Below are 25,518 nucleotides of genomic sequence, written 5' to 3' on the forward strand. Positions count from 1 at the left end.
AATCAAATTTTAAATCTGTAATATATGTACTATTACTTCTTTGGTTAAAATTTAGTAGATATGATTTTACTCATAGTATTACTTGAGATTTTAAATTTATTTTGAAGGTTCACAATCTATATTTTATGCAAAATTTGAAAATTAGTATTCTTTTCTTGCTTTGCCTTTCTTGTAACCAAGAACGGGAAAAAATTTTCCCTCAAAGAACGAAGTTAACATCCTCGGTATATGCATCTGCAACGATACAGCCAGATAGTTTGTATCAAGTTTTTGCTGTTGTTGCTGGTATTCTTGATGATAATTTAGTGGAAGAAGGAGATCTGGTAGAAAAAGGAGATGCCATTCTACAGATTAATAATCGTGCACCTAAATTAAATGCTGAAAATGCCTATTTATCATTGCAACAATCTAAGGAAAATGTGCAAGGCAATGCCGCCATACTAAAGGATATTGAAGATGAAATTTATGCAACAAGGTTAAGATTCAAGAATGATTCTATCAATTTTAGTAGACAAAAGCGGCTTTGGGAACAAAATATAGGATCTAAGGCAGAATTTGATGCTAGAAAGTTGGCGTATGAGCTTTCAGAAAATCAGCTAAAACAACAGAATGCAAAATATGTTCGAACCAAATACGATTTGGAAACAAAAATGGCCCAAGCTAAAAACAGCTATTCTTCCTCAAAAATAATCACTGATGATTACACGGTAAACAGCAAAATTAAAGGAAGGGTATATGCCCTATTTAAAGAGCCTGGTGAACTTGTAAATACCTTAGAACCATTAGGTACAATAGGTAGTGCCACTAACTTTAAAATAGTAATGCTAATAGATGAGGTAGATATCATTAAGATAAAAATAGACCAGCTTACACTTATAACTTTAGATGCTTACCCTAAAGAAGTATTTACCGCAAAGGTGAGCAAAATATACCCTCAAAAAGATGAACGTTCACAGACTTTTACAATTGAAGCACGCTTTACAGAATCCCCTGCTATATTATACCCCGGGTTAGCTGGTGAGGGTAATATTGTAATTGCGGAAAAAGAAGATGCACTTACCATTCCCATAGAATATTTAATAGAGGGCGATAAAGTAGAAACAGAAGAAGGTTTAGTAAATGTTGAGGTAGGCTTTCAAAATTTAGAAAGGGTAGAGATTGTTTCAGGTATAACAGAGAATACATTGCTATTAAAGCCAAAAGAATGATAAACTGGAGGGTCATACTGAATATAGCAAAAACACATCTTCTTACTAAGATGAAATCTACTGCTACCGCATCTTTAGGTGTCACTTTTGGTATAGGTGCCTACATAACCATGGTTAGTTTTATGACAGGTTTAAATAATATGTTAGATAGTCTTATTTTAAACCAAACTCCCCATATTCATCTATATAATGAAATAGAGCCAACCGTTAATCAACCAATTTCGTTATTTGAAGGTTTCGAGAATTCAGTATATATGATAAGCTCTATAAAACCTAAGCAAGGGCAAAAGAAAATTCATAATGCCCTACCTATTCTCAACTATTTAAAAAAAAAGGATAATGTAAAGGGGGCGACACCACAAGTACGGGCACAAATATTTTACCTATCTGGTGCCATTGACTTAGGTGGTACATTGATTGGGGTAGATATTATGGAAGAGACCAGATTATCGAATATGCGAGACTATATTGTCGATGGTACCCCTGAAGCATTGAAAAGTACCGATAATGGTATTTTATTAGGGTCTGGGCTAGCAAGTAAAATGTCATTATCTGTAGGTGAGAGAGTCCAAATAAGCACCGTGAAAGGCGGTATTTTTCCTTTGAAAATCGTCGGTATTTATCAAAGCGGAATTGCAGATATTGATAATGTACAAAGCTTCTGTAATTTAAAAACAGTACAACAAATATTAGGAGAGGCACAAAATTACGTCACCGATATCAATATTAAACTTAATGCAATAGAAGATGCCCCTGCCATGGCTAAAATATTAGAAAAACAATTTGATGTAACCGCTACGGATATTAATGAAGCGAATGCCCAATTCGAAACAGGTACAAATATTCGAAATTTAATAACATACGCAGTTTCCATAACATTGCTAATTGTTGCAGGATTTGGAATTTATAATATTCTAAATATGCTCATTTATGAAAAAATGAAAGATATCGCTATTTTGAAAGCAACCGGATTTTCAGGCCGAGATGTGCAGTTCATTTTTATGAGTCAAGCCATGATAATTGGTATTGTGGGTGGAATCTTAGGATTGATTTTAGGATTTGTACTTTCTGTAATTATTGATGGAGTTCCTTTTGAGACAGAAGCACTACCAACAATTACAACGTATCCCGTTAATTTCAGTGTAGGCTATTATGTAATAGGAATTGTCTTTGCCTTACTGTCAACCTTTATTGCTGGATGGCTACCCTCTAATAAAGCTAGGCGTATAGATCCGGTAAAAATTATTAGAGGTACTTAAGAGAATTGAAAATGGATAAAGTATTAGAAGCCAAAAACATAAATAAGCACTTTCTGAAACCTAAGGACTTTCATGTCTTGAAAAATATTTCTTTTGCAATAAAAAAGGGAGAATTTGCCTCTATTATGGGAAAATCAGGTTCGGGTAAATCTACATTGCTTTATATACTTTCGACTATGGATACTGAGTATACCGGCGAGTTATATTTAAATGAAAAATTGGTCACCGGTAGATTGCCAAGTGAATTATCACGAATTAGAAATGAGCATATTGGTTTTGTATTTCAGTTCCATTATTTATTATCTGAATTCAGTGTTCTAGAGAATGTAATGTTACCTGCAAAAAAGTTGGCTCGAAAAACGAATCAAGAGATTGAGTTTGATGCAATTCAAAAATTAAAAATGTTGGGTATCGAAAATCTGGCAAAACAGAAAGCTTCCCGTATCTCTGGTGGCGAAAAACAACGAGTTGCCATTGCAAGAGCATTAATAAATAATCCTTCTATACTTATGGGAGATGAACCAACAGGGAATTTGGATAGCTATAACTCTGATAATGTTTTTAACATATTTAAACGATTGAAAGAGGAAGAAGGGCTTTCACTTTTAGTTGTTACCCATGATGAAGATTTTGCGAAGCGAACCGATTATATTATTGAAATGGAGGACGGTCGAATTATTAGTTAAAATTAAATATTTTAAGGCTATCTAATTTTAGTGGTTAACTAGTGATTAATGTATATAGTTTCATTGATTATTATAAATTGTTTTGATTATAGTCAGCTCTTGGTAGGTTTTTATTCGAAAATAAATTTGGTTTTGAAATTATCAACACTAAATTTATTTTCTTTCATTTTCATAATTTAACAGGATGACTAAAAAAGCTTCAAAAAGCTACAGCTATTTTCTACGTATTTCAGTTTTGTGTTTGCTATTTGCTTCGTGTGCAAATGAGGCTAAACAGAGTTTAGTGATGCATACAGAAAATACGATTGCGCTCGATGCAGATGATACCCAAGATTCCATTAAACTTAAGGCATCTCATGTTGTTCCTACCATAAACCAGTACGATGCTTTAAAAGACGAGTTTATAGCCTTTGTTCATTTTGGCCCAAATACATTCAGCAGAATGGAATGGGGTAGCGGTATGGAAGACCCTGCTATTTTCAACCTTCAAAATCTCGATACGGATCAGTGGTGTAAGGCCATGAAAGATGCTGGTATGAAAAAAGTCATCATTACAGCCAAGCATCACGATGGTTTTGTATTATGGCAAAGTAGGTATACAAAGCATGGAGTAATGTCCTCGCCATACAAAAATGGAGAAGGTGATGTATTGAAAGAATTATCAGAGTCATGTAATGAATATGGAATTAAATTGGGAGTTTATCTTTCCCCAGCAGATTTATTTCAAATTGAAAATGCAGATGGGCTCTATGGCAATCTAAGCGAATACACCAAACGTACCATACCTAGAGAAATAGAAGGTAGACCCTTTGAGAATAATACAACCTTTGAGTTTGAAGTGGATGATTACAATGAATATTTTTTAAATCAATTATTTGAATTGCTAACTGAGTATGGCCCTATAGATGAGGTTTGGTTTGATGGTGCCCATCCTAAGCGTAAGGGAAATCAGCAATATAAATATAGAGATTGGAAAAGACTGATTACAAAGTTGGCACCCAATGCTGTCGTATTTGGCAAGGAGGGCACACGTTGGTGCGGTAATGAAGCTGGGGCCACAAGAGATACCGAGTGGAACGTGGTACCTTATGAGGACGACCCTAGAACAATGAACTTGTTCGCAGATATTACGGATGAAGATGTTGGAAGTTTGGAGAAATTGGCAGCCGGTAAGTTTTTACATTATCAGCCTGCCGAGACCAACACATCAATACGCGAAGGATGGTTTTATAGAGATGACACTGATCAAAAAGTAAGAACTACAGATGATGTTTTTGATATCTATGAAAGATCTGTTGGTGGAAATTCTATTTTTCTATTAAATATTCCTCCTAATCGTGAAGGTAAATTTTCAGATCAAGATGTTCAGGTATTAAAAGAAACTGGTCAAAGAATTAAGGAAACATACGGAGTTAACTTATTGGAAGGTGCAAAGGGTCCAAAAGAACTTTTAGATAATGATGAAGAAACCAATTTGGTTCTGCAGGGGCAACAACCGATGGTTGAGCTAACGTTACCTAAAGCAACGAAGATCAACAGATTTCTTATTCAAGAGAACGTAAAAATATCTGGTGAACGTGTGTCTAAACACGCATTAGATGCTTGGATAGATGGTACTTGGAAAGAAGTAGCTATTGCTACTAATATAGGGTATAAGCGAATATTACGTTTTCCAGAAGTAACGACAACTAAACTTCGCTTACGCATTCTTGAAATAAGATATATTCCTGTGCTACAAAATGTTTCAGCACATTATTTTGAAAGTAGGCCACCACAATTACAATTTACTAGAAATAGCATCGGAGAAGTTTCTATCGTACCTAAGATGTCTGATTTTGGATGGAATCCTAATGGTGAAAATGCAGGTGCTAATCTAAATAAGGGAATGCAGATATTTTATACTACAGATGGTCAAGAACCTACTGCTGAATCTAGTTTGTTTATAGAACCATTTTTATTTGGTGAAGGAGAGTTAAAAGCTATCGCTATCAAAAATGAAGAAAAAGGAAGTGTGGCGAGTGCTAAATTTGGAATTTCTAAAATATCATGGGAATTGGTTTCAACGAGTAGTGCACAGGAAAAGCATGCTGCCAATTTACTTTTTGATGAAGACCCAAAAACCTACTGGAAGTCACAATTGAAGAGCAAGAACCAATTTGTAATTCTTGACTTGGTCAAGAGAATAGTAATCAAATCATTCGCGTATACACCACCAAATTCAACTGCTGACGGAATGATTCAAAAAGGAACTATTTTCTCAAGTAATGACGGTGAAAATTGGACCATACAAGACACCTTTATCTTTGGAAACCTGATCAATGACCCAACACAACGCATGCATAAGTTTAAGCAAAGTTTTTCTACCCGCTTCGTTAAATTACAGGCTGATGAGATTGCAGGTAATGGTAATTCAGCTGCCATAGCAGAGCTAGATTTTTATATGCAATAAGCTTTTTAATGGTTTAGTTAATGACATTTCCATAAACATCAAAATAGTTTAAGTAATTAAGGCTTCAATTTAATTGCAGCCTTCTATTATGGTTCGTTAATTGAATTTACCGTAGTGTTGGTTTTTTGACTAATTGTAGTTATTTTATGTTGAACAATTTAGTGTATCTTAAAGTTTTATAAAGAGTTCTTTTCGAATCAATAAGCCTATGTGGACCACAATTTTTGTTGGTATATATGTTCTATTAACTTTATTTATAGTGCTATCTATTATTCTTTATGGTGCCAAACCAACTAAGAGTTTAGCATGGCTTTTAGCGATTTTCGCATTACCTGTTGGTGGTATGATATTTTATCTTTTGTTAGGTCGAAATAGAAGAAAGCGTAAGCTAATTCGCCTTAAGAAAAACATGTTCTCCAGGCTACCATGGCCTAATACAGCACAAAAAAATGTGTTCAATGGCAGGTATAGCAAATTGATGACGCTTTGCTATAAGAGCTCACATTTTCCACCTACATCCAACAATGAACTACTTTTATTGAAAGATGGTAGAACTACTTTTGAAGCTATATTTTATGCTTTGGAAAATGCAACGATTCAAATTCATATTCAATATTATATTTTTGAAGATGGTGAGTTGGCCATTAAGTTGTTTGAATTATTCAAGAGAAAAATAGAGGAAGGCGTTGTTATTAGATTAATTTATGATGGTATTGGTAGTTTTTCTTTAAGCAAAAAATACTTAAATCAATTAGTTGATATTGGTGTTGAAGTTTATTCATTTCTTCCTTTTAAATTTGGGCGATATTTCTCTTCACTTAATTATCGAAACCACAGAAAAATAATAGTTGTCGATGGTGCAATAGCTTTCACTGGAGGAATTAATATTTCTGATAAATACCTTAAAGGCCAAGTTGGCCTTGGTAAATGGCACGACATGCATTTAAGGTTAGAGGGGCCTTCGGCCAAACAACTCGATCAAGTTTTTATGACAGACTGGTATTTAGTGAGTACAAAACTATTACAGCCATTAGAACTCTCGCCGCGCAATTTAGATTCTGTTTCGAATGAATTGGTACAAATAGTGGCAGGAGGTCCTGATGATGATTTTCCAGTTCTAGAACAGACCTATTTTTCTTTGATAAACATGGCGAAAAAGTATATTTATATAACCAACCCTTATATAATACCTGGTCAATCTCTTATACGTGCATTGCAGACAGCTGCACTAAGCGGTATTGATGTACGTTTACTGGTGTCTGAAAATGCTGATAACAGAGTGGTTAGCTGGGCTGTTCATTCTTATTTTGAGTTGTTTTTAAAATCGGGCATTAAAATATATCTTTTCCCTGACGGATTTTTACACAGTAAAATTATGGTGAGTGATGATGCCATTTCTTCAATTGGTACGGCAAATTTAGATGACCGTAGTTTTGAACAGAATTATGAGGTAAATGCCATTATGTATCATAAGGAGTTTGCCAAGCTTTTAAAAGAAGACTTTCTAAACGATTGTAAGGTAAGTAATGAACTACGTTATAATGAATTTATTAAAAGGTCTTGGGGCAAAAAGTTAAAAGAAGGTTTTGGTAAAGTTTTGAGTCCCCTGTTTTAATTGAGCTAATTAATCAACTTGTGAGGTGAAAATTAAATCTTGCTCTTCCAAAGTTGAAATGATTAATTTTATATAGTCTTTAATGGCTTTTTCAACATTATTTGGGTCAGCGATATCAATAACTCCTCTCCATATCATAGCTCTTTCTTTACCCTCGCAAATGCAGTATAAAGTAGTTTCAGCATGATATACGGTAAATTTTTCATAATACTCATCATCATAGTAAATACCTTGATGTTCTAAATAGTCGTCATTAAAACGAGATTGATGATCATCCCAGCGAGAAATAGATTTCATGAAGTTTTCACGATTTTCAGAACCTGTAACTTTAGTCAATAAAATTGCATCAAAATCTTTGTCCAAAAGACTTTGTTCAACTTCATCTAATTCTTTCTCGGTTTTTCTTGAATCAGTTAGTGATAAATCGAAAACATCAATACTACGCCATGCCTCGACATTTCGATTTGTGAATTCTTTTTTCAGTTGACTTTCAAAATCTTCTCTAGTTTCTTCACTTTGCGTCATACCCACCAATAAAACCTTGTTGGCATTGAATATAACTATATCTGGGTTCTTCCAATTTTCTACTAAACTTATAGAAGAGCAACCCATTAATAAAAATGAGAATACTATGAATATCTTTTTCATGCTACTGGTATTTTTAATAATATAAAACAAAGTTATGATTTAGAAAATATCATGCATATGATAATGGTCAGTTGTTCATTATTACTTAATCTGAATAAGTTATAACCATAAATCTACAATTTCATTCAATTTAGGAATGTGGCACTCCCAACCCTTAGTGTCTCTAATTTTTACTTTGAAAGCATCTAAGGCACCTGGTTCACCATGAATTAAAAAAACATTTTCAGGTATGTTTTTAATATTATCTATCCAGTGTAAAAGTTCAGCTTGATCTGCATGCGCAGATAAACTCTCTATAAAATGTATACTGGCCTTTACAGGATAAAATTTTCCAAACATCTTAAGTTCATGTGTACCTTCTAATAATTGTCTACCTCTTGTGCCTTCAGATTGATAACCAACGAGTAACACATTGGTTTTTGGCTCATCAATTAATTGTTTAAGATAGGTGAGTACCCTACCGCCAGTAACCATACCACTGCCTGCAATGACGATTTTAGGTCTCGGGTCATCTATTGTTTTCCATGTATCTGCATAAGATGTAATAATAGTAAAATGATTGCACATAGCTTCATATGCATTCATCGATAACTTATGCCAATCTGGATATTTTTGAAATACGTTAAGCACATTATTACCCATGGGACTATCAATGAAAATTGGGATATTGGGTATTTTGTTCTTCTTATACATTTGCCATAATAAATACATTAGCAATTGTAGACGTTCAACCGCAAATGAAGGTATAATCAATGTACCTCTATCATTTATAGTTTTTTGAATAAGATTACTTAGAATCTCTGTTATGTTTTCTTCAGGGTGTAGTTTATTTCCATAAGTGCTCTCTAAGAAAAGGTAGTCTGCCCATTTTGGCCTTTCAGGTGGGTCTAATAGTTCATCATTTAATCTGCCAACATCTCCTGAGAAGATAAAAATCTTTTCAAATATCTCTAGATGAATAAATGTTGAGCCGATAATATGACCATTGAATTGAAACTTAAACTTAATGTTTTTAGAAAGTTCGATCCATTCATCTTTCTTAACACCAGAGAAAAGCTTTATAGTATTTTCGGCTTCCTCTAAATTATAGAAGGGTAGTGCAACAGGATGTTTAGAATATCCTTCTTCATTAGCTTTGTTGGCCTGTTCTTCTTGAATTTTGGCACTGTCTAACAGAATAATACGTGCAATTGATAATGTTGGTTCCGTGGCGATAATTTGTCCTTTAAAACCTTCTTTTACTAATCTAGGCAGATAACCAGTATGGTCTAAATGACCATGTGTTAATAGAACAACATCCACTTTACTAACATCGATAGGTAAGGGTTGCCAATTTTTTTCACGTAACTCTTTTAGTCCTTGAAACATCCCACAATCTACAAGTATATTTATTTCAGGAGTTTCTATATAGAATTTAGAGCCAGTTACGGTACCTGATGCACCTAAAAATTTTATGCTAACTTTTCTCATAGTATTAAGCTTTACAGAGTTGTTCTATTTCATCTAAAATTTTAGTTTTTCTTGAGTTAGAAATACCCAAATGATCCAGAAAGAATTTATCTTTTATAAGTTGTCGACATAGAACAACATTTCTACTCAATAAAAATTGCTTTTCTCTATTAGTTAAAAGGCCAGAGACCGTAATAGGGTAAAGACCAAGCCTATCAATTCTATCTTTAAGTCCATCTTTGGTAGGGTAATCCCAGCTTAAAAGGTAGAGGTCAGCACATTTTCCATACGTAATCGCATCTTCTGTAAATCGAGTATTTGTTACTACCCAGCCTTTATTGAGAGGTTTTGTATTATTACTATTAGTTACCCAATGTGCTTTTACATCGTTATATCTAGAATGAATGTAAAGTGGAACTTTTACATTACAATTTCGACCTTCTTCATTATGAAATTTGCATTCTACTATGGTGACCGTATCATTTTTTTCTGCTACAACATCAATTTCATGAGTAACACAAACGCCGTTCAAAACAATATCAACCTTGACCGTGTAGCCCGAATATTGTAAAATTGCACCCACAAAACGTTCGAAGGGAAAACCTGTAGGTCCTAGTTCATAAATAGCCTTCTTGAGCTTATATTTTGATGCAAAAACAGATTTAGTTTTTTTAAGTAGTGAGTAAGCTCTATTGTAAATTTCATTAGTTGTTATACCTTCATAAAGTTCATCATTTACTCTACTGACAATTTCCTCAACCTGCTCATGATTTGCACCGCTATGTTTTAAAGAATTACGAAGCTTATCTAACGAAAATTTTACTTTTTGTCCTGAAGATTTTATGATATCGATAGTATTGTGGGTATCCATATTACTTTTTTAAATTAATATCTATAGGTGGTATTTGATGTAATTGTAATGTAGTAGAAGCCAAGTTTACTTTGTCATTCGTTTTTAATATTGCCTTTTCAATATGTTGCAAAAGGGTATATTTTGTATTTCTTCTATGTTTATAATCTGTAATGTATCTTATATTTAATTGAACCCATACTTAAATTTTAAAAAACCGCCAATGAAATAACTTCTTTGACGGTTTCGTTTTTAGACATTAACCAACCAACTATTTATGTCTAAAAAAATTTCTAACATAGGCCTTCGTTTGGTTTTCGGTCATGCTATCTGCTTTTTCTACTGCTTTTAGCTTACCAAATAACGATTTGTGATTTTGTGATAATTCTTTTTTAAATTTTTCATTAATATCTGCGGGTCCAAAAATCATTAATTCATCACAATCGGCAACGGCTTTAGCTATAGAATTAAAGTAGTTTTTAAACTGGGCTTTTTCTTTTTCTAAATATGTTCTTTCATGGGTTACATCTTGTGTAACGCCAGATTTTATACGAGAACCACCTGTACTTGTTCTATTGAAGAATTCAATTTCAGAATTTATGGTTTCCAATGTTTCTTCTTCTTTCGCCAGATGAATAATCTGTGCATGTTTACTATCCATCCAAATACCTATTTTTTTCATGTTTTAAGTTTTAAGATTAATATTAGTGAAGTGCCAATATGGGCACTTTACTATCATAGCCAATTTCTTTTACAAGTGGTCTTGAAAATACACTACCAAAAAATAGATGTTTACGATTAATAAAAGCGACCATATCACTATTTCTACTTTCAACAAAAGTTTGTATTCCTTTTCCCAAGTGACTTTCAGAAAGTGTATGGAAACTATAATTAACCTCGGTTAAAATGGTTTTAAGCAACTGCTGATTCTTTAGCTGATTTTCAGAAAGTTCTTTCTTTTTATTTAGGTATAAGATGGCGATTTCAGCGTTGTGCATCTTTGCTATTTCTAAAAGATAATTTAGTTCTGCTCTTTTAAAGGTGTCCTTATAATCTGTTGGAAAAACTATTTCTTTAGGAGCTTTAAATGAAATATTTTCTGGTATTGCTAAAACAGGACACTCTCTTATTTTTTCCATAGCCAATACCGTGTTGCTGCCAAAAAGCACACCTTTTGACCCTGTAGCTCCTTTTGTACCCATGGCAACTAATTCAATATCTTTTTCCGCTATCAATTTTTTGATGGCTTCAGATAAGAAATTGTATGTAGATTTAGTATAATAATTGTGTTTAGGGTTTTCGTTATGCAATGCAATGCTATCTAATAATTTCACAAAATTCTTTTCAGAAGCTGCTTTTGCCAGTTCAAATTCAGCGCTTCCTTTTTCAGGAATGTTTAAACTATTGGTTGTATATTTTTCAAAATTAAATACATTCAAAAAATAGAAATCACAATTTAATTTAGCATACAAATCAATGGTATAACGAATGGCATTCAAAGCATTCTTGGAAAAATCTGTTGGTATAAGAATACGCTTATTCATAGTTAACATAATTAGATTGTTGGTTAAATATATATTTCAATCAAATAAATAACTATGATAAATATCAGTCATGAATAAGCACAATTTAATAGGGTATGGTAATCCATAAATACTTAACCATATCAATCGGTCCGTGCAATGGCCTATCAAAAAAGTTTTTTTGTGATAATAGGCCATTGCAAACATTTTTTATCTTATTGAATTAAAAAATCTTGAATAACATGGACCTTATTGGCATAATTCCGTAAATCATGAAAACTGTGTTGCGTTTTTACTGATATTTTTTCAATAATTTATTATTTGAAATCTTAATTGAGTCCATTATTTCTTCTTCGGTGATAAAGGTAATTTTGTCATTTGGTAGGGTTGGCTATCTCTCTTGGTATTGCTAGCATAGAACAGGGCGTAATAGTTTTAAATATTCTTATTTTATTACACCAGTTTTACCTTTGGCACCCATAATTATAAGGTCTGTTTGAATACTGTCAATAGTTTGAAAAGTTATACTAGATATGATTTCTTTGCTTAATATGGTATTAAACTTGTGTTTTTTATGCCTGTGTCAAGAACAATTTTGTGAACTGTTTCTTTTAGATTTTCTCTGTATATGTTTAGCAATCTTAATAATTCTTTTTTACCTAAAAAAAATACTTTTCTAGTGCCTTACAATGACCTAAGGTTATCATAAATAGGGATGATGTGAAAAGAGCATGGTTACTACTCAAAAATTTGTGTAGCGTAAAAGCGTGCATTTTGTGTTTCATTAAAAAGTCTGGTTAAAGTGAAATGTTTTTAATTTCCATAATTATAATTGTGGTATTACCATTAAAGGAATGGTAACATGAAAACTAATTTTCTTTATAATTGGTTCAATGAATAAACGCTCAAGAAAAGTATGTTTGTTTTGAACCATGACTAACATATTTATCTTTTGCTTTACTTGAAACTCATTTATTGCGGCAATAATTTCATTGCTGGAAACTTCATGAAACAAGGCATTTTTCGTCAAAATCTTTGCTAGTTTTTCTTTATTTTTTTGTTGTACAGGGTTAAGTTCTTCACCCGTAAAAACATGCATAACATTTACTTGAGATACATGTGTATTCACAATCTTCAATAGCTGTGATAAACTGTTTTTGTCTAACTCGATTTCAAAGTCGTTTGGAAAAAGTATCTGTTCTGGCACTTCATAATCAAAGCCAGAAGGAACAACTAAAACAGGACATTTAGCATTTTTGATTACGTGTACAGTATTGGTGCCAAATAATATTTCTTTTGCCCCAGTTGCGCCTTGTGTACCCATAATTACTATATCGATATCTTCAGCTTCAACAGTTCTGGTAACTTCACTAGAAAGTACGTTTAATGCAGAGTGAGTTATAAAAGTGTGTAAAGGATTTTCAAAATCCTTTAGCAGTTTTTTCTTTAAATCTTTAAGATCATTCATAGAATTCTCTTTAACGATGTCTCCTAGACCAATTTGAGCAGGACTACCCATTAGGTATTCTGTATAGTAAACAGGTGGCATGTAGCAATTCAAAAGATAGAAAGTGCATTTTATATCCTGATACAACGTTAGTCCGTAACGAATTGCAGTTAAGGAGTTTTCAGAAAAATCTGTAGGTAATAAAATACGTGTCATAGTCTTATTATTTTATGAATTGAAATTAAGTACTGTTGATGAATTATTGTATGATATTCGTCAGGTTCATTGCTTAAGAAATTACTTATTATTAATCATCAAAAAGTGCCCTATGAAAAAGAGTTTCAAAAAAAATATAGGTTCAGATATTCCTTCGTTAGTCCATTTTTATGCAAATTGGTGCACCCCATGCAAATTAATGACACCAATTCTTGAACAAATTGAAGAGGAAATGGGAGAAAGTCTAAACGTGGTAGAAATAGATGTTGAAGCCAAAAAAAAGCTTGCTCGCAGATATAAAATCAAAAGTTTGCCTACACTATTGATATTTAAAAATGGGGAGCCACTATGGCGACAATCTGGCATGATACAAAAAGACGATATCAAAAAAGCCATAATTGAATTTACCTAATTCAACATATGTTTTTAATATACTTTTTTAGGATTAATTAAATTTATGATTCGTGAATAACGAGAAATGGTACTTTAGTGTGATAACTTATTTTTTCTACTGTAGGTCTAAAGAGAATACGTTCTAAGAAATTAAGGTTTTTAGCAACCATAACCAACATATCTAGATTTCTACTCTCTGTAAAACACTGAATTGATTCATCGATTTTCTTACCGGTAACCACATGAAATGAACATTCAATATCTTTATAATGTTCCATTAAAATTCTTTTGTTGTTTTCTTGAATAGGGCTCAATTTTTCATTGTTAAGCGACACATAAAGTAAACGTAAGGTAGATTTTTTAAGCAATAAAATATCTTTTAGAGTTTCTAAAATTTTATGGTCATACGTTAATTGAAAATCTGATGGGAAGCCTATTTCCTTAATGCCAGAATAAACGGCGTGTTCAGGTACAGCTAAAATAGTGCAAGGTACTTTTGTGATTACATCACCGGTATTGCTACCAATAGACACCGATTTTAGACCAGTAGAACCTTTGGTACCCATAATAATTAGGTCAATTTTTTTTTCTTTGACTTGTGTTTTTATATGGTCGGTTAAAAAACCATAGAGTGCAATAGGTTTAAACTCATGTTTTACATTTAAGGGTAAATGTTCTATTTTACTCATTAGCTTGTTAAGCTTCTCTTTACTTTCTACCAATATACTTTCTTCTAAAATATCTGGTGATAGAAACATAGCGGTTTCTCCACTTGTATTGGTGTTAACAGAATTTACATGAACAATATAAAAGGCACAGTGTGTTTTTTTGAAAAACGAAATTCCATAAAGTAAAGCATTCCATGCGTTTTCTGAAAAATCAGTAGGGATTAGTATGTTTTTCATTATAATGATTATTAGAAATAAAAAAATATTTTAAAATTTATTGAGGTAAAAAGATTACGGGAATACTAGAATGAAAGGCTATTTTTTTAATTACGGCTTCTCCTATAATTTTTTCCCAGAAGGTATGTTGATGACGAATAATACTTAGAATAGAAGAATCTATATTCCCAGCATATGCATCTATACTATGAGATATATTTATTTCAAATGGTACATTTTTAAATTGATAATCTAATCCTGCAAATCTTTCCTTTAATGTGGTCTTGTTAGTATTTTGGGTATCGTTCAAATTAAATTCTATGGCCACATGAACAATTTCAATTTGAGCTTTCCAAAGTTTGGCAAGTTCTATGATTGTGTTTAATTCGTTTTTTTTGAAGGGTTTAGTGAAATCTGTAGCGAAAATTATAGTTTGTAGTTTTTGAAAATTGAAACCACCCGGTATGGCAAAAATTGGAATGTTTTTTACAGTTTTTAATACTTTAACTGTATTACTTCCTAAGAAAACCTCTTTAGCACCTGTAGCCCCTTGTGTACCCATCATTAATACATCAATATCATTCTGGCGAACTATATTCTTGACAGCTTCTTCTAAAGTCTCTGATTTGGATACCGTGGTAAATTTATGCTTAGGGTTTTTATGGTTAATCTCAAAATACCTGAGCATTTCTTCTAATTCTTGTTCAGAATGCTTTGAAAGTGAATCATAAATTACACCTAACCGTTGTTGGCTTTTAGTTCCTAATAGGTTTAATGTTGAAGGCTCATAAGCATGCAATAGGTAAAAATGGCAATCTACATCTGCATATATTTTTAAAGCTGTAAAAATTGCATTCCAGGCATTTTCTGAAAAATCTGTTGTTAATACTATCTTCTTCATTTGATTTTTTTTTAAGATTACCTTGGTAAATTTTGCATTACTAAAAATGGAACAGTAGGTGTTAGTCCGATTTCATCAATCGTAGAACGGTATAGCATATCTTCTAAAAATGAATGTCTAGAATTAACCATAACCAAAAGATCTATATCATTATCTTTAATATAGGTCATAATAGCTTTTGCTCTATTCTCTACAGGCTTTATAACAAACGATAGTTTAGCGTTAGGTAGTGATTCTTTTAAAAACTTCTTATTATCTGATTGTCTTAAACTTAAATCTTCAAAATCAGATATATACAAGCTGAATATTTGTGCTTTAAATTGTGCTGCCAACGTATCTAAAAGTTGAAGTTCTCTTCTTTTATAAGGTAACATATAGTCGCTAGGAAAAAGAATCTTTTTTGGTTGACTGTATTCGTACCCGTCTGGAATTGCTAAAACCGGACACTTCACATATTTAAATACTTGAATTGTATTACTACCGAACGTTATTTTAGAGTTTGCGGTTTTACCTTTTGTGCCCATAATCATGAGGTCAATATTTTTGATGTTCACAAAATTATTGACAGCATCTACCAATGATTCAAAAGATGTGATCGCCTCGTAATGATGTTTAGGATTTTGGGTTCGCTCTTTAATTTCCTTTACAAGCTTGCTTAATTCATTTTCAGAACTTTTTTCAATGGCTTGTTTTTCGTCCTCAAAAGCGTCATTATTTTCATTATGAAAAGGGCCATATACTTCATCTGCATAAGCATGAATAAAATAAAAATTCGTACGCTCATATTTAAAAAGTTGTAAAGCATACGAAATAGCATGATTTGCATTACTTGAAAAATCGGTAGGAATTAAAATATGTTTCATAGTTTATTTTTGCTCTCTAAAAGTATTTGAGTGCAAAAAGAAAACCTATGATATTTATCATGCAGTCTATTTAAAATAAGAAAAACTAGAACAGATTAGGTAACATATTTAAGAACCTTAAGTTCTTTTATACGTATGTTTCTACCTTCAATTTCAATAAGCCCTTCCTTTTTAAAGCCAGAAAGTGTTCTAATTAAACTTTCGGTAGCGATACCTGCAACACTGGCTAGATCGGCACGAGATATTCTAATAGGCTCAGAGGCATCATTATTCATGATTTCGGCAAATTGCAATAAGGTTTGCGCTGTTTTTTTGCGAACCGAACTATATGCCATTTGTAAAAGTTGATGTTTAATGTCTGAAATATTATCAGATAAAAGAGCCATTAACTCTAAGGGAATAGTATGGTTTTCAGAAACAATTTGTAGTAATTGCTCTTTAGAAATAGAAGCTAGTTCTACTGGTTCTAAGGCTGTAGCGGTTTCTTGATTTACAACATTATTCATCAATGAGGTAAAACCTAAAAAATCATCGGCATGATATAAAGAGGTGATAAGTTCTTTACCATCTTGATCCATGGTATGGCATTTTACGACACCTTTTAAAATAAGATATACATTGGTAGAACGTATACCTTCTTGGTAAATGGTATTTCCTTCATTTATTTTAATTACTTCGCCATTATCGTCAAAGTAATTTTTAAGTTGATTAAGGTTCCCGATTTCATCAGGGTCGTCAACTTGTTCTTTTTTATTGACGTTAATATCGTGAAGTAATTTAGCTTTAGCCATTCGGCTTTCAATGGCACTTATTAATTCTTCTTCTTCAAAAGGTTTGGTTAGATAATCATCGGCACCAAGGTCCATTCCTTTTCGAATAGATTTATGTTCTGTAATCGCTGAAAGAAAAATAAATGGAATATGTAAGGTACTTTCTTCGCTCGATAGTGCCTCTAAAACACCATAGCCATCAACTTCGGGCATCATAATATCACAAACAATTAAATCGGGTAGTTTTTCTATTGCACTTGCTATTCCAATTTTACCATTTGCTGCAGTAAAAACTTGATAACCAGAAATTTCTAAAAGTTCTTCTGTGTTCTCTCGTAAAATTTTATCATCTTCAATTAATAAAATAGTCTTCATTAATAATTGGTTTTTATATTTTTTGGAATATGAATTATAAACGTAGAGCCTATATTTTCTTTACTTTCAAATGTGAGTGTTGCACCCAAATTTTCAAGGTGTTGCTTGGCTATATTTAAACCTATGCCTGTACCTTGGTTCAATAATGCATTTTCAGCCCTAAAATAACGATCAAAAATATACTTCTGCTGTTCTTCGGGTATACCTAATCCTTGATCTATAACTTCTAAGATCAAAAATTCTTTTTCAATTGTGAAAAGTATTTTAATGGTAGAATCTTCTGGAGAATATTTAATGGCATTTTGGAGTAAATTAGACAATGCCAAGGCTAAGGTTTTCTCATCAAATTTTATCACTACTTCATCTATATTGTCCGGGTAACGAATTTGCTGTGCGGTTTTAAGAAGCATGTTAGCATCGTAAACTACCTCGTTAATTACTCTACTTAGGGGAAAATCTTCAACTGCATAATTTACTTTACCCAATTCTAAACGTTCTACAGATAGAAAATCGTTAAGAATTGTATCTAACTGTCGAACCTTAGATTTTATAGTTTCTACGTGTTGGTCACGTTTTTCTTGTTGATCGGTTTCTTTATATTTTGAGAGCAAGGTTGCAGAGGTGAGTATACTACTAAGAGGAGTTTTAAACTCATGGGAAACCAAAGACAAAAACCGCGTTTTAAGCTCATTGAGCTCTTTTTCCTTTTCTAGTGCATCTGTCAATTGTTTGGTACGTTCTTGAACAGTTTGTTCGAGATTTTGTGTGTAATTTTTACGATCTGTAATGTCGGTAACCAATGCCATTACATACCTATTACCATATAATACGAAAGGGTTTAAACCAGCCTCAACAGGAAATTCTACCCCATTTTTTCTAAGGCCACTTAAATCGAGACCATTACCCATTTTTCTTTTTTCACTTTTCTCCATAAAACTAGAAAAATGATCTGAATGTTTATTGTGGAATCTTTTAGGTATTATGCAGTCTAATGATTTACCAATGAGTCCGTCTTTATCATAACCAAACATTTCTTCGGCAGAAGAATTGGTAGCTACAATTTCTTGTTTCGTATTTACGAGAATTATACCCTCAGAAATTCCTTCTGATAATAGATTGAAAATATTACTATTTTTTTCAAAAACATTCATTTTTAAATATAATCCTTAACTGATAATTATCATAGTAAAGTTGGTGTTATAAAAGTAATTTTTCTAAATATTAATTTCAATTTTAAAGATATGTTAAACTCACAAAAATTTGGTATCGAGCTTTATGAGAATTTAGGAAAGTTATTCTATGCCATGGCTAGTACAGATGGCACTGTACATACAAAAGAAGTTGATCATTTACGATCCTACATTCGTAGTTATTGGTTAGATATTGATGCTATTGAAGATGAATATGGTTCAGATGCCGCATTTAGAATCGAAACTACATTTGACTGGTGTTTGGAGTATGAGAAAGAAGCTAAGGATTGTTTTAAACAATTTAAGGAGTTTTATAAGGAACATGTAAAGATGTTTACACCTGATATAAAAAGGTTGACTTTAGATACAGCCACAGCAATGGCAAACGCCTTTGCAGGTAAAAATAAGGCCGAGTTGATACTTCTTTCAAAAATTGAAATTTTATTCAGATAAACCAAAACAATCACTACTTATTCAATCTTGAAGACTGATTTGGGTCATAGTAATTTGATAATGAACAGCCTACTTTGGTGAAACAATTAAAATATAAAAATTATGAAAAAAAGAATATTTCTATGGGTATTCACCATATTGGTGGCATTACCCATATCGGCACAAGTATTACAAAATATTGATGAAATAGCTCCTTTTAGTGAAGGCTTGGCAGCGGTACGTAAAGGTCAACAATGGGGTTTCATTAACGAAGAGGGCAAACTGGTCATTGAATTTAGAGATGACATTTATACAAGCCCAAAAGTTGACGTAACTAAAACAGACGTGTTAAGTGTAAAATACCCAATGTTTAATGAAGGTTTGTGCCTTATTAAGAATACCGTAGAGGATGGGGTGCCTGTATTTGGTTTCATTGATAAAACTGGAGCTGTGGTTATAAAACCTCAGTTTTTAAATGTTTTCCCCTTTAAAAATGGGTTTACTACCGCCGTGCTTTTCGATAAAACTTTTAAGGGGGAAAATGAATTTAAGTTAAAGATTTATGAGTACAAATTTTTTGATGTCCGTTTAAATACGGCGGGTGAGATAACAGATTATTTTGAAAAAAGAGACCATATACAAATGACGATTAAGCGTTATGAAATGCCTGAAATCGGAGCTAAAATTATAAGTGAAAATTTGGTAGCCACTCAAAAGGCAGGAAAAGGTTGGTCAATTAACAAATTGTAAGTAAAAAATTAATACACATGGAAAGATTAAAAGATAAGGTTGCTGTTATTACCGGAGGTACAGGAGGTATAGGTTTAGCTACAGCAAACCTATTTTTAGAGCAAGGTGCCAAGGTAGTTTTAGTTGATAAAAATTCTGAAGCTATTGAAAAAGCACGTGCAAAGTTAAATAACAAGAACATCTCCTATTTTCAGGCAGATGTTTCTAAAAAGGAGGATACAATTAAGTTTTTAAACCATTCTTTAAAAACCTTTGGTAAAATAGATATTTTCTTTGCCAATGCAGGTATTGAAGGAGTTTCACGTCCTATTTCAGAATACCCTGAAGATGTATTCGATAAAGTAATTGCTGTAAATTTAAAAGGAGTTTGGTTGGGTTGTCAATATATTATCCCAAAGATGGAAAATGGGGGTAGTGTCATTATCACATCTTCAGTCGCAGGTTTAAAAGGTTTTGCAGGTTTAGGTGCATATGTAGCTACTAAACACGCAGTTGTGGGTATTATGAGAGTTGCTGCTGTTGAGAATGCTTCAAGAAAAATACGGCTGAATACAATACACCCTGGTCCGGTTGATAATGATATGATGCGTAGAATAGAAAGCGATATGTCTCCTGATAGTCCAAAGGTTGTTAAAGATGGTTTTATCGCAGCCGTCCCTTTTGGTCGTTATGCTACTTCAAAAGAGATTGGTGAATGTGCATTGTTTTTGGCGTCTGATGAAAGTAAATTCATTACCGGCTGTACACATATAATTGATGGTGGTATGCTGAATGCCTAAACAGTAATGCTACAAAAGCAAAATAATACAAGACTTGAATATATGAATGATATCATTCATATATTCAAGTCTTGTATTTAAAAATAGTACTTTAGAAATAAAATCAGCCTTCATGATAGTTCATAATTTAGGAGAGAAAAATTCAATTCTTAATCAGTTTATTTCAGAAATACGTGATTCAAAAGTTCAAAAAGATGCTATGCGTTTTCGACTAAATATTGAACGAATAGGGGAGGTTCTTGGTTATGAATTCAGTAAAGAATTAGGGTATAGTCCGGCAAGGGTGAAAACACCCTTAGGTGTTAAAGAAATGAATCTTAATCAGGATCATTTGGTAATATGTTCTATTCTAAGGGCTGGTTTACCACTTCATCAAGGACTTCTTAATTATTTTGATACCGCCGAGAATGGCTTTATTTCTGCTTTTCGAAAGCATGACGGCAATAGCGATAATTTTGAGGTAATTGTAAAATATTTTGCTGCTCCATCTTTAGTAGGTAAAATATTAGTACTCACAGATCCTATGTTAGCAACCGGTAGAACTTTAGAAAATGTACTATTGGCATTGAAACAACATGGCACTCCATCGGCTATTCATATCATCTCAGTGATAGGGTCTCAGCAGGGTATTGAGTATATAAATGAAATTTTTCCAGAGCATACCCATTTATGGATTGCCGCCATTGATCCAGAATTAAATTCACGGGGTTATATAGTACCAGGTATTGGCGATGCTGGTGATTTAGCTTTTGGTGAAAAATTATAATAAACCCTAACTCTAATTTTTAGAGCGTTTTACCAATTTTACAAATTCATACCATAGTACCGAGGCACCACCCGCTAATAAAGATATACCCAATTGATTAATGGATAAACTTTCAAATTCAAGAAAGTGTGTAAAAGCCGGAATATATAGTAAAAGTAGTGAAAGTGTTAGGGTGATTCCAATGATTAAAGGAACCAAGGGATTCTTGTAATTTAGGGTGGTGAAAATGGAATAATAAAAAGAACGATTGACTAAGGTTAGAAAGATATTTGCAAATATCAAAACCATAAATACCATTGTTCTAGTGATACTTTCTGAAAAACCGACAGCAACCGAATATTGATATACAAATAGAGCCCCTAATGTTATAAATATACCTTGTATAATACTAGTAGCCAATTCTTTGTAGTTAAAAAAAGTTGTAGAAAATGGTCTGGGTTTTTTGAACATCAAATTCCTTTCTAAAGGTTCATTTTCAAATATGATAGAACATGTTGGTCCCATAATCAATTCGAGTATGATGACATGAGAGGGCGAGAATATATTCGGATAGATCCATCGTAAGGCTAACGGTATAAACACGGTAAGAATTATTGGAATGTGAATAGAAATAATATACTGAATAGCCTTTTTTAAATTGGTGTAAATTTTTCTACCCATAGCAATAGCATCTACCATTTTAGAGAGATCATCATCTACTAAAATTAGAGATGCTGCCTGTTTCGCTATCTCGGTTCCTTTTTTTCCCATGGCAATGCCAATATGAGAAGCTTTTAATGCGGGTCCGTCATTGACACCATCGCCGGTCATGGCAACTACTTCGTTATTTTTCTTAAGCGCATTTACAATTCGCAATTTTGCATCGGGGAACATCCTGGAGAAAACATTAATATTTTTTACTTTCTCTTGTAATTCTACATCTGTTAGTTGCATTAATTCATCGCCCGAAATACATTTTTCATAACCTTTAAAATTGATTTGTTTAGCAATGGCCATAGCTGTACTGGCATTGTCTCCTGTAACCAGTTTTACCTGAATACCCGCACTTTCAAATTCTTTAAGTACTTGAGAAATGTTTTCTTTTGGCGGGTCGTAAAATGCAACGATACCTTTAAAATCAAATTTTAAATCTTGTTGTTGTTTGGGGTATTCTTTTCCCGTAAAATTGCCTTTGCCCACCGCTAATAATCTATAACCTTCTTTTCCTAAATTTAAAATAGTTTCTTGCAGTATCTCTATTTCCGAAGGAGTCAGGTCAGATACTGCAATTATAGCTTCAGGAGCACCCTTGGCGGCTACGATTAGTTCGCCAGTTGAATTTTCAAAGAGATGGGTCATCATGGGCGGTTTACCACCTAATGGGTATTCATGAACCATCTTATAGTTTGGACGCTCATCGTTAAGTGATATTTTGCCATAGGCATTATGGAGGGCAATTTCCATTGGGTCAAAAGGTATAGGTTCACTGGACCACATAGCCATAGTAACTAAATCCTTTTCTTTGGTTTCTAAATTTTCATCGGCATTTATTACTTGTCCCGTTTCTAAGGTGAAAAGTTTGGCCAAGGCCATTTTGTTTTGGGTAATGGTACCGGTTTTATCAGTACAGATAACTGTTGCGCTACCTAATGTTTCTACCGTTTTTATTTGCTTTACAACTATTCCCATTTTCATAAGTCGCCAAGCACCTAAAGCCATAAAAGTGGTAAATGCAACAGGAATTTCTTCAGGAAGAATACTCATAGCTAAGGTAAGGGCCTGTAATAGACTGTCTAGTATTACTCCTGAACGCAGATAGTTAATAGTCCATACCAACAAAAATATAGCGCCTCCCCAAAAAGACATCAATTTTACGAAGTTGAAAATTTTTAGTTCTAATGGAGTTTTTTCTTCGGTAATTCCCTCAAGGCTTTTTCCTATTTTTCCAAGTTTCGTTAAATTTCCAATAGCGGTAATTTGTGCGATGGCTAATCCGCTAGCGACCGTACTTCCTGTAAAAATTGAATTATCTGAACTAGAAAAGTCTTTATAAATGGAAAGCGATTCTCCTGTTAAAACGGATTCATTAACCGAAAAATCATTTGAGTGTACAATGGTTCCATCGGCAGAGATGGTGGTACCTTCTTCTACCATAAGATAATCACCAACAACTATGTCTTGACTATTAATTTCAACAATCGCACCATTACGGATCACCTTACTTTTTGGATGTGTTAGATTTTTAAGGTTTTCTAACGCTTTTCTACTTCTAGAATCTTGATATAGTGATATAGATCCTACAAGAATAATGGCAGAAGCTAAAAAAATACCATCTCCCCAATTACCGGTTATGAAATATATAGAGGAGGCAACTAGTAATAATAGAACCATGGGTTCTTTAGCGATGCTTTTAAGGGCATCTAAAAAGCTATTTTCTTTTTTATAATTGAAGGTGTTTGAGCCATATTTTTCTCGTGAAATACTAACTTCTTTATCCGTAAGACCAGTTATTCCGAAATCTTTTGGGCTATTCATAAACTGTTATTAATGTAGTATATATGGGGCTGATATGAACCATAGTTAAGACTAAATTAGATTAAAGCCTACTTGAATATACTGATATTTATCATATTAATTACACGAATAAGGTTGCACTTTTATACTGGTATTAATCCTTTAAGTTTAGAATTATGAATATAGAAATAAATGATATGCGAGTTATAATGAAAGAAACGTATTCTAGATTAGTCTCATATAAAAGTGAGAATAATCAAGAGTCGTTTAATAAAGAGCTTTTAAAAATTCTTCCAAAAATATATCGGTATGTAGCTAAACGATTAAATAGCGCAGTATCTAAGGGAAAATTGAATAAAGGCATGTTTAAGCCGAATGATTTCACGGATCAATTATTTATTGAGGTCTATGACAATTTAGGGGAAATAAAAAATGAAAATGAACTACATACTTTTCTCTATAAAAAAGTAGATCAGTTATTGGAAGACAGTTTGGTAGAAGAGGAGTTTGATCATGCGTTCTTTGATAATATAGACACTTATTCAAAACCAGAGTGGGAAGCAATGGAAGAAAAATATAGCAGAGACGGTGATGGTGATTTTGTAATGTTAGAAGAAATGGATGATAAATCCTTAAATAAGCATGATTATACCCTTGACCATGTTTTTATTACGGATGAAGAAAAAGAACTTGCAGAAAAATTAGATGCTTCTTTGAATAAAGATCGCGTTGCACGCCATGTGCAGTTGGTGCTTGATAAGATGGATACGCGTATGAGAACAATTTTTCAGCTTTTTACAAATGAGGGCTTTACTTTAAATGAGATTGCAAATATTAGAGATGCCAAGCTCAGTGAAGTGGAGAAAGATTTGATGGAGGCACGTAAAATACTTAGAAACAGTATTGAAAAGCGATTCTTAATTGATAGTAATTAGATTATAATAAAAATGCTTTCATTAAACAATGAGAGCATTTTTATAGTTTAAGTTGTTTTTATTTTTAGGACTAAATCCTAATAATCGTTTTTTCGAAACTTTCCGGTTATTTCAGAGATATTGATACGAAATACAATGGGTATATCTTCAGCATCAATTTTAGCGGAAAACTCGCTTATGTATTTTGGATGCTCACCGTAGTTGTTTTTAATAACTTTCTTTACTCCCTCAGAAAACTCATGAAGCATATATTTTGCATCAATGCGTGAGAGTTCTTCAAAAGTACCTTGTACGAGTACCGACTTCCAATTCGAGATAGAAGCTATCTCGTCAATGGCTAAACAAACGGCAGTATTTTTTCTCATCTCCCGAATTTTATGACCTTCAGAAGAATAACTAGTAATACTATTGGTCTCAGAATCATAGAAATAAGTAATGGGAACAATATGTGGACATCCTCCTGAAATATAAGCTAGTCGCCCTATGTAGTTATGTTCAAGGAGTGCTGTACATTCCTTTTCATCCAAATTTCTTCTCATGACTTTTTTTATGTTTAATAATTCGATAAATATATAAATCATTGAAGTAGTGGCATATGATATTGGTCAGTAGTAGCCAAGATATAGTAATCAACGAA

Annotated in this window: 24 protein-coding genes; 11 read left to right on the forward strand and 13 right to left on the reverse strand. The window is 32.8% G+C overall.

Annotated elements, in window-relative coordinates; translation table 11 throughout:
• Positions 1 to 125: 125 nt before the first annotated feature.
• The 5 genes from BMY56_RS00915 (at position 126) to cls (ending at position 7,217) form a co-directional block, all read left to right on the forward strand.
• Positions 126 to 1,208 carry an efflux RND transporter periplasmic adaptor subunit gene (locus tag BMY56_RS00915; RefSeq protein ID WP_091618833.1) on the forward strand — a complete coding sequence of 361 codons (1,083 nt, stop codon included), beginning with the start codon at positions 126 to 128 and terminating at the stop codon, positions 1,206 to 1,208.
• Entirely contained in the window at positions 1,205 to 2,467 is a 1,263-nt protein-coding gene (locus BMY56_RS00920) for an ABC transporter permease (protein WP_091618835.1), read from the forward strand. The genes BMY56_RS00915 and BMY56_RS00920 overlap by 4 nt, the downstream gene beginning before the upstream one ends.
• Positions 2,468 to 2,478: 11 nt before the next feature.
• Positions 2,479 to 3,153: an ABC transporter ATP-binding protein gene (locus tag BMY56_RS00925; protein ID WP_091618837.1), complete on the forward strand. Its 675-nt coding sequence runs from the start codon at positions 2,479 to 2,481 to the stop codon at positions 3,151 to 3,153.
• 184 nt (positions 3,154 to 3,337) lie between these two features.
• Complete coding sequence (locus tag BMY56_RS00930) at positions 3,338 to 5,602, forward strand: alpha-L-fucosidase (RefSeq protein WP_245737108.1); 2,265 nt, start codon at positions 3,338 to 3,340, stop codon at positions 5,600 to 5,602.
• A 208-nt stretch (positions 5,603 to 5,810) separates the two neighbouring features.
• Positions 5,811 to 7,217 carry a cardiolipin synthase gene (cls, locus tag BMY56_RS00935; RefSeq protein ID WP_091618839.1) on the forward strand — a complete coding sequence of 469 codons (1,407 nt, stop codon included), beginning with the start codon at positions 5,811 to 5,813 and terminating at the stop codon, positions 7,215 to 7,217.
• A 9-nt stretch (positions 7,218 to 7,226) separates the two neighbouring features.
• Here the strand turns inward: cls and BMY56_RS00940 are convergent, their stop codons facing one another.
• The 6 genes from BMY56_RS00940 to BMY56_RS00965 all read right to left on the reverse strand — a co-directional run bounded on the left by BMY56_RS00940 (position 7,227) and on the right by BMY56_RS00965 (position 13,350).
• Entirely contained in the window at positions 7,227 to 7,865 is a 639-nt protein-coding gene (locus BMY56_RS00940; protein WP_177170896.1) for a hypothetical protein, read from the reverse strand.
• A gap of 99 nt (positions 7,866 to 7,964) precedes the next feature.
• Positions 7,965 to 9,335, reverse strand: coding sequence for an MBL fold metallo-hydrolase RNA specificity domain-containing protein (locus tag BMY56_RS00945; RefSeq protein ID WP_091618843.1), 1,371 nt, complete (start codon positions 9,333 to 9,335; stop codon positions 7,965 to 7,967).
• A gap of 4 nt (positions 9,336 to 9,339) precedes the next feature.
• Complete coding sequence (locus BMY56_RS00950; RefSeq protein WP_091618845.1) at positions 9,340 to 10,185, reverse strand: ATP cone domain-containing protein; 846 nt, start codon at positions 10,183 to 10,185, stop codon at positions 9,340 to 9,342.
• Positions 10,186 to 10,435: 250 nt separating this feature from the next.
• A complete protein-coding gene (locus BMY56_RS00955) occupies positions 10,436 to 10,846 on the reverse strand; it encodes a hypothetical protein (protein ID WP_091618847.1) in 411 nt (136 codons plus the stop codon).
• A gap of 22 nt (positions 10,847 to 10,868) precedes the next feature.
• The gene (locus tag BMY56_RS00960) at positions 10,869 to 11,708 is read right to left on the reverse strand and encodes a universal stress protein (protein WP_091620004.1); all 840 of its coding nucleotides are present in this window, start codon (positions 11,706 to 11,708) and stop codon (positions 10,869 to 10,871) included.
• 805 nt (positions 11,709 to 12,513) lie between these two features.
• Positions 12,514 to 13,350, reverse strand: coding sequence for a universal stress protein (locus tag BMY56_RS00965; RefSeq protein WP_091618849.1), 837 nt, complete (start codon positions 13,348 to 13,350; stop codon positions 12,514 to 12,516).
• A gap of 112 nt (positions 13,351 to 13,462) precedes the next feature.
• Between BMY56_RS00965 and trxA the strand changes: the two genes are divergently transcribed.
• Positions 13,463 to 13,762: a thioredoxin gene (gene trxA / locus BMY56_RS00970; RefSeq protein ID WP_091618851.1), complete on the forward strand. Its 300-nt coding sequence runs from the start codon at positions 13,463 to 13,465 to the stop codon at positions 13,760 to 13,762.
• A gap of 43 nt (positions 13,763 to 13,805) precedes the next feature.
• Here the strand turns inward: trxA and BMY56_RS00975 are convergent, their stop codons facing one another.
• The 5 genes from BMY56_RS00975 to BMY56_RS00995 all read right to left on the reverse strand — a co-directional run bounded on the left by BMY56_RS00975 (position 13,806) and on the right by BMY56_RS00995 (position 18,687).
• Positions 13,806 to 14,648, reverse strand: coding sequence for a universal stress protein (locus BMY56_RS00975; RefSeq protein WP_091618853.1), 843 nt, complete (start codon positions 14,646 to 14,648; stop codon positions 13,806 to 13,808).
• A 37-nt stretch (positions 14,649 to 14,685) separates the two neighbouring features.
• Positions 14,686 to 15,528, reverse strand: a complete 843-nt coding sequence (locus tag BMY56_RS00980) for a universal stress protein (RefSeq protein WP_091618854.1) — start codon at positions 15,526 to 15,528, stop codon at positions 14,686 to 14,688.
• A gap of 17 nt (positions 15,529 to 15,545) precedes the next feature.
• Positions 15,546 to 16,391 carry a universal stress protein gene (locus tag BMY56_RS00985; protein ID WP_091618856.1) on the reverse strand — a complete coding sequence of 282 codons (846 nt, stop codon included), beginning with the start codon at positions 16,389 to 16,391 and terminating at the stop codon, positions 15,546 to 15,548.
• A 95-nt stretch (positions 16,392 to 16,486) separates the two neighbouring features.
• Positions 16,487 to 17,536 carry a response regulator gene (locus tag BMY56_RS00990; RefSeq protein ID WP_091618858.1) on the reverse strand — a complete coding sequence of 350 codons (1,050 nt, stop codon included), beginning with the start codon at positions 17,534 to 17,536 and terminating at the stop codon, positions 16,487 to 16,489.
• The gene (locus BMY56_RS00995; protein ID WP_091618860.1) at positions 17,536 to 18,687 is read right to left on the reverse strand and encodes a PAS domain-containing sensor histidine kinase; all 1,152 of its coding nucleotides are present in this window, start codon (positions 18,685 to 18,687) and stop codon (positions 17,536 to 17,538) included. The genes BMY56_RS00990 and BMY56_RS00995 overlap by 1 nt, the downstream gene beginning before the upstream one ends.
• Before the next feature lie 90 nt (positions 18,688 to 18,777).
• Between BMY56_RS00995 and BMY56_RS01000 the strand changes: the two genes are divergently transcribed.
• The 4 genes from BMY56_RS01000 to upp all read left to right on the forward strand — a co-directional run bounded on the left by BMY56_RS01000 (position 18,778) and on the right by upp (position 21,453).
• On the forward strand, positions 18,778 to 19,179 hold the full coding sequence (locus BMY56_RS01000) for a hypothetical protein (RefSeq protein WP_091618863.1): 402 nt from the start codon (positions 18,778 to 18,780) through the stop codon (positions 19,177 to 19,179).
• 102 nt (positions 19,180 to 19,281) lie between these two features.
• Positions 19,282 to 19,908: a WG repeat-containing protein gene (locus tag BMY56_RS01005; protein WP_091618865.1), complete on the forward strand. Its 627-nt coding sequence runs from the start codon at positions 19,282 to 19,284 to the stop codon at positions 19,906 to 19,908.
• Positions 19,909 to 19,925: 17 nt separating this feature from the next.
• Positions 19,926 to 20,687, forward strand: coding sequence for an SDR family NAD(P)-dependent oxidoreductase (locus tag BMY56_RS01010; RefSeq protein WP_091618867.1), 762 nt, complete (start codon positions 19,926 to 19,928; stop codon positions 20,685 to 20,687).
• A 112-nt stretch (positions 20,688 to 20,799) separates the two neighbouring features.
• On the forward strand, positions 20,800 to 21,453 hold the full coding sequence (upp, locus tag BMY56_RS01015; protein WP_091618869.1) for a uracil phosphoribosyltransferase: 654 nt from the start codon (positions 20,800 to 20,802) through the stop codon (positions 21,451 to 21,453).
• A gap of 12 nt (positions 21,454 to 21,465) precedes the next feature.
• Here the strand turns inward: upp and BMY56_RS01020 are convergent, their stop codons facing one another.
• Positions 21,466 to 23,967 carry a cation-translocating P-type ATPase gene (locus BMY56_RS01020; protein ID WP_091618871.1) on the reverse strand — a complete coding sequence of 834 codons (2,502 nt, stop codon included), beginning with the start codon at positions 23,965 to 23,967 and terminating at the stop codon, positions 21,466 to 21,468.
• A 155-nt stretch (positions 23,968 to 24,122) separates the two neighbouring features.
• Here BMY56_RS01020 and BMY56_RS01025 point away from each other — a divergent pair, with 155 nt between their 5' ends.
• On the forward strand, positions 24,123 to 24,881 hold the full coding sequence (locus tag BMY56_RS01025; RefSeq protein ID WP_091618873.1) for an RNA polymerase sigma factor: 759 nt from the start codon (positions 24,123 to 24,125) through the stop codon (positions 24,879 to 24,881).
• A 77-nt stretch (positions 24,882 to 24,958) separates the two neighbouring features.
• Here BMY56_RS01025 and BMY56_RS01030 read toward each other — a convergent pair whose 3' ends face one another.
• The gene (locus BMY56_RS01030; RefSeq protein WP_091620007.1) at positions 24,959 to 25,420 is read right to left on the reverse strand and encodes a pyridoxamine 5'-phosphate oxidase family protein; all 462 of its coding nucleotides are present in this window, start codon (positions 25,418 to 25,420) and stop codon (positions 24,959 to 24,961) included.
• Positions 25,421 to 25,518: the final 98 nt, after the last annotated feature.

Source organism: Maribacter orientalis (assembly GCF_900109345.1).
Lineage (GTDB): Bacteria > Bacteroidota > Bacteroidia > Flavobacteriales > Flavobacteriaceae > Maribacter > Maribacter orientalis.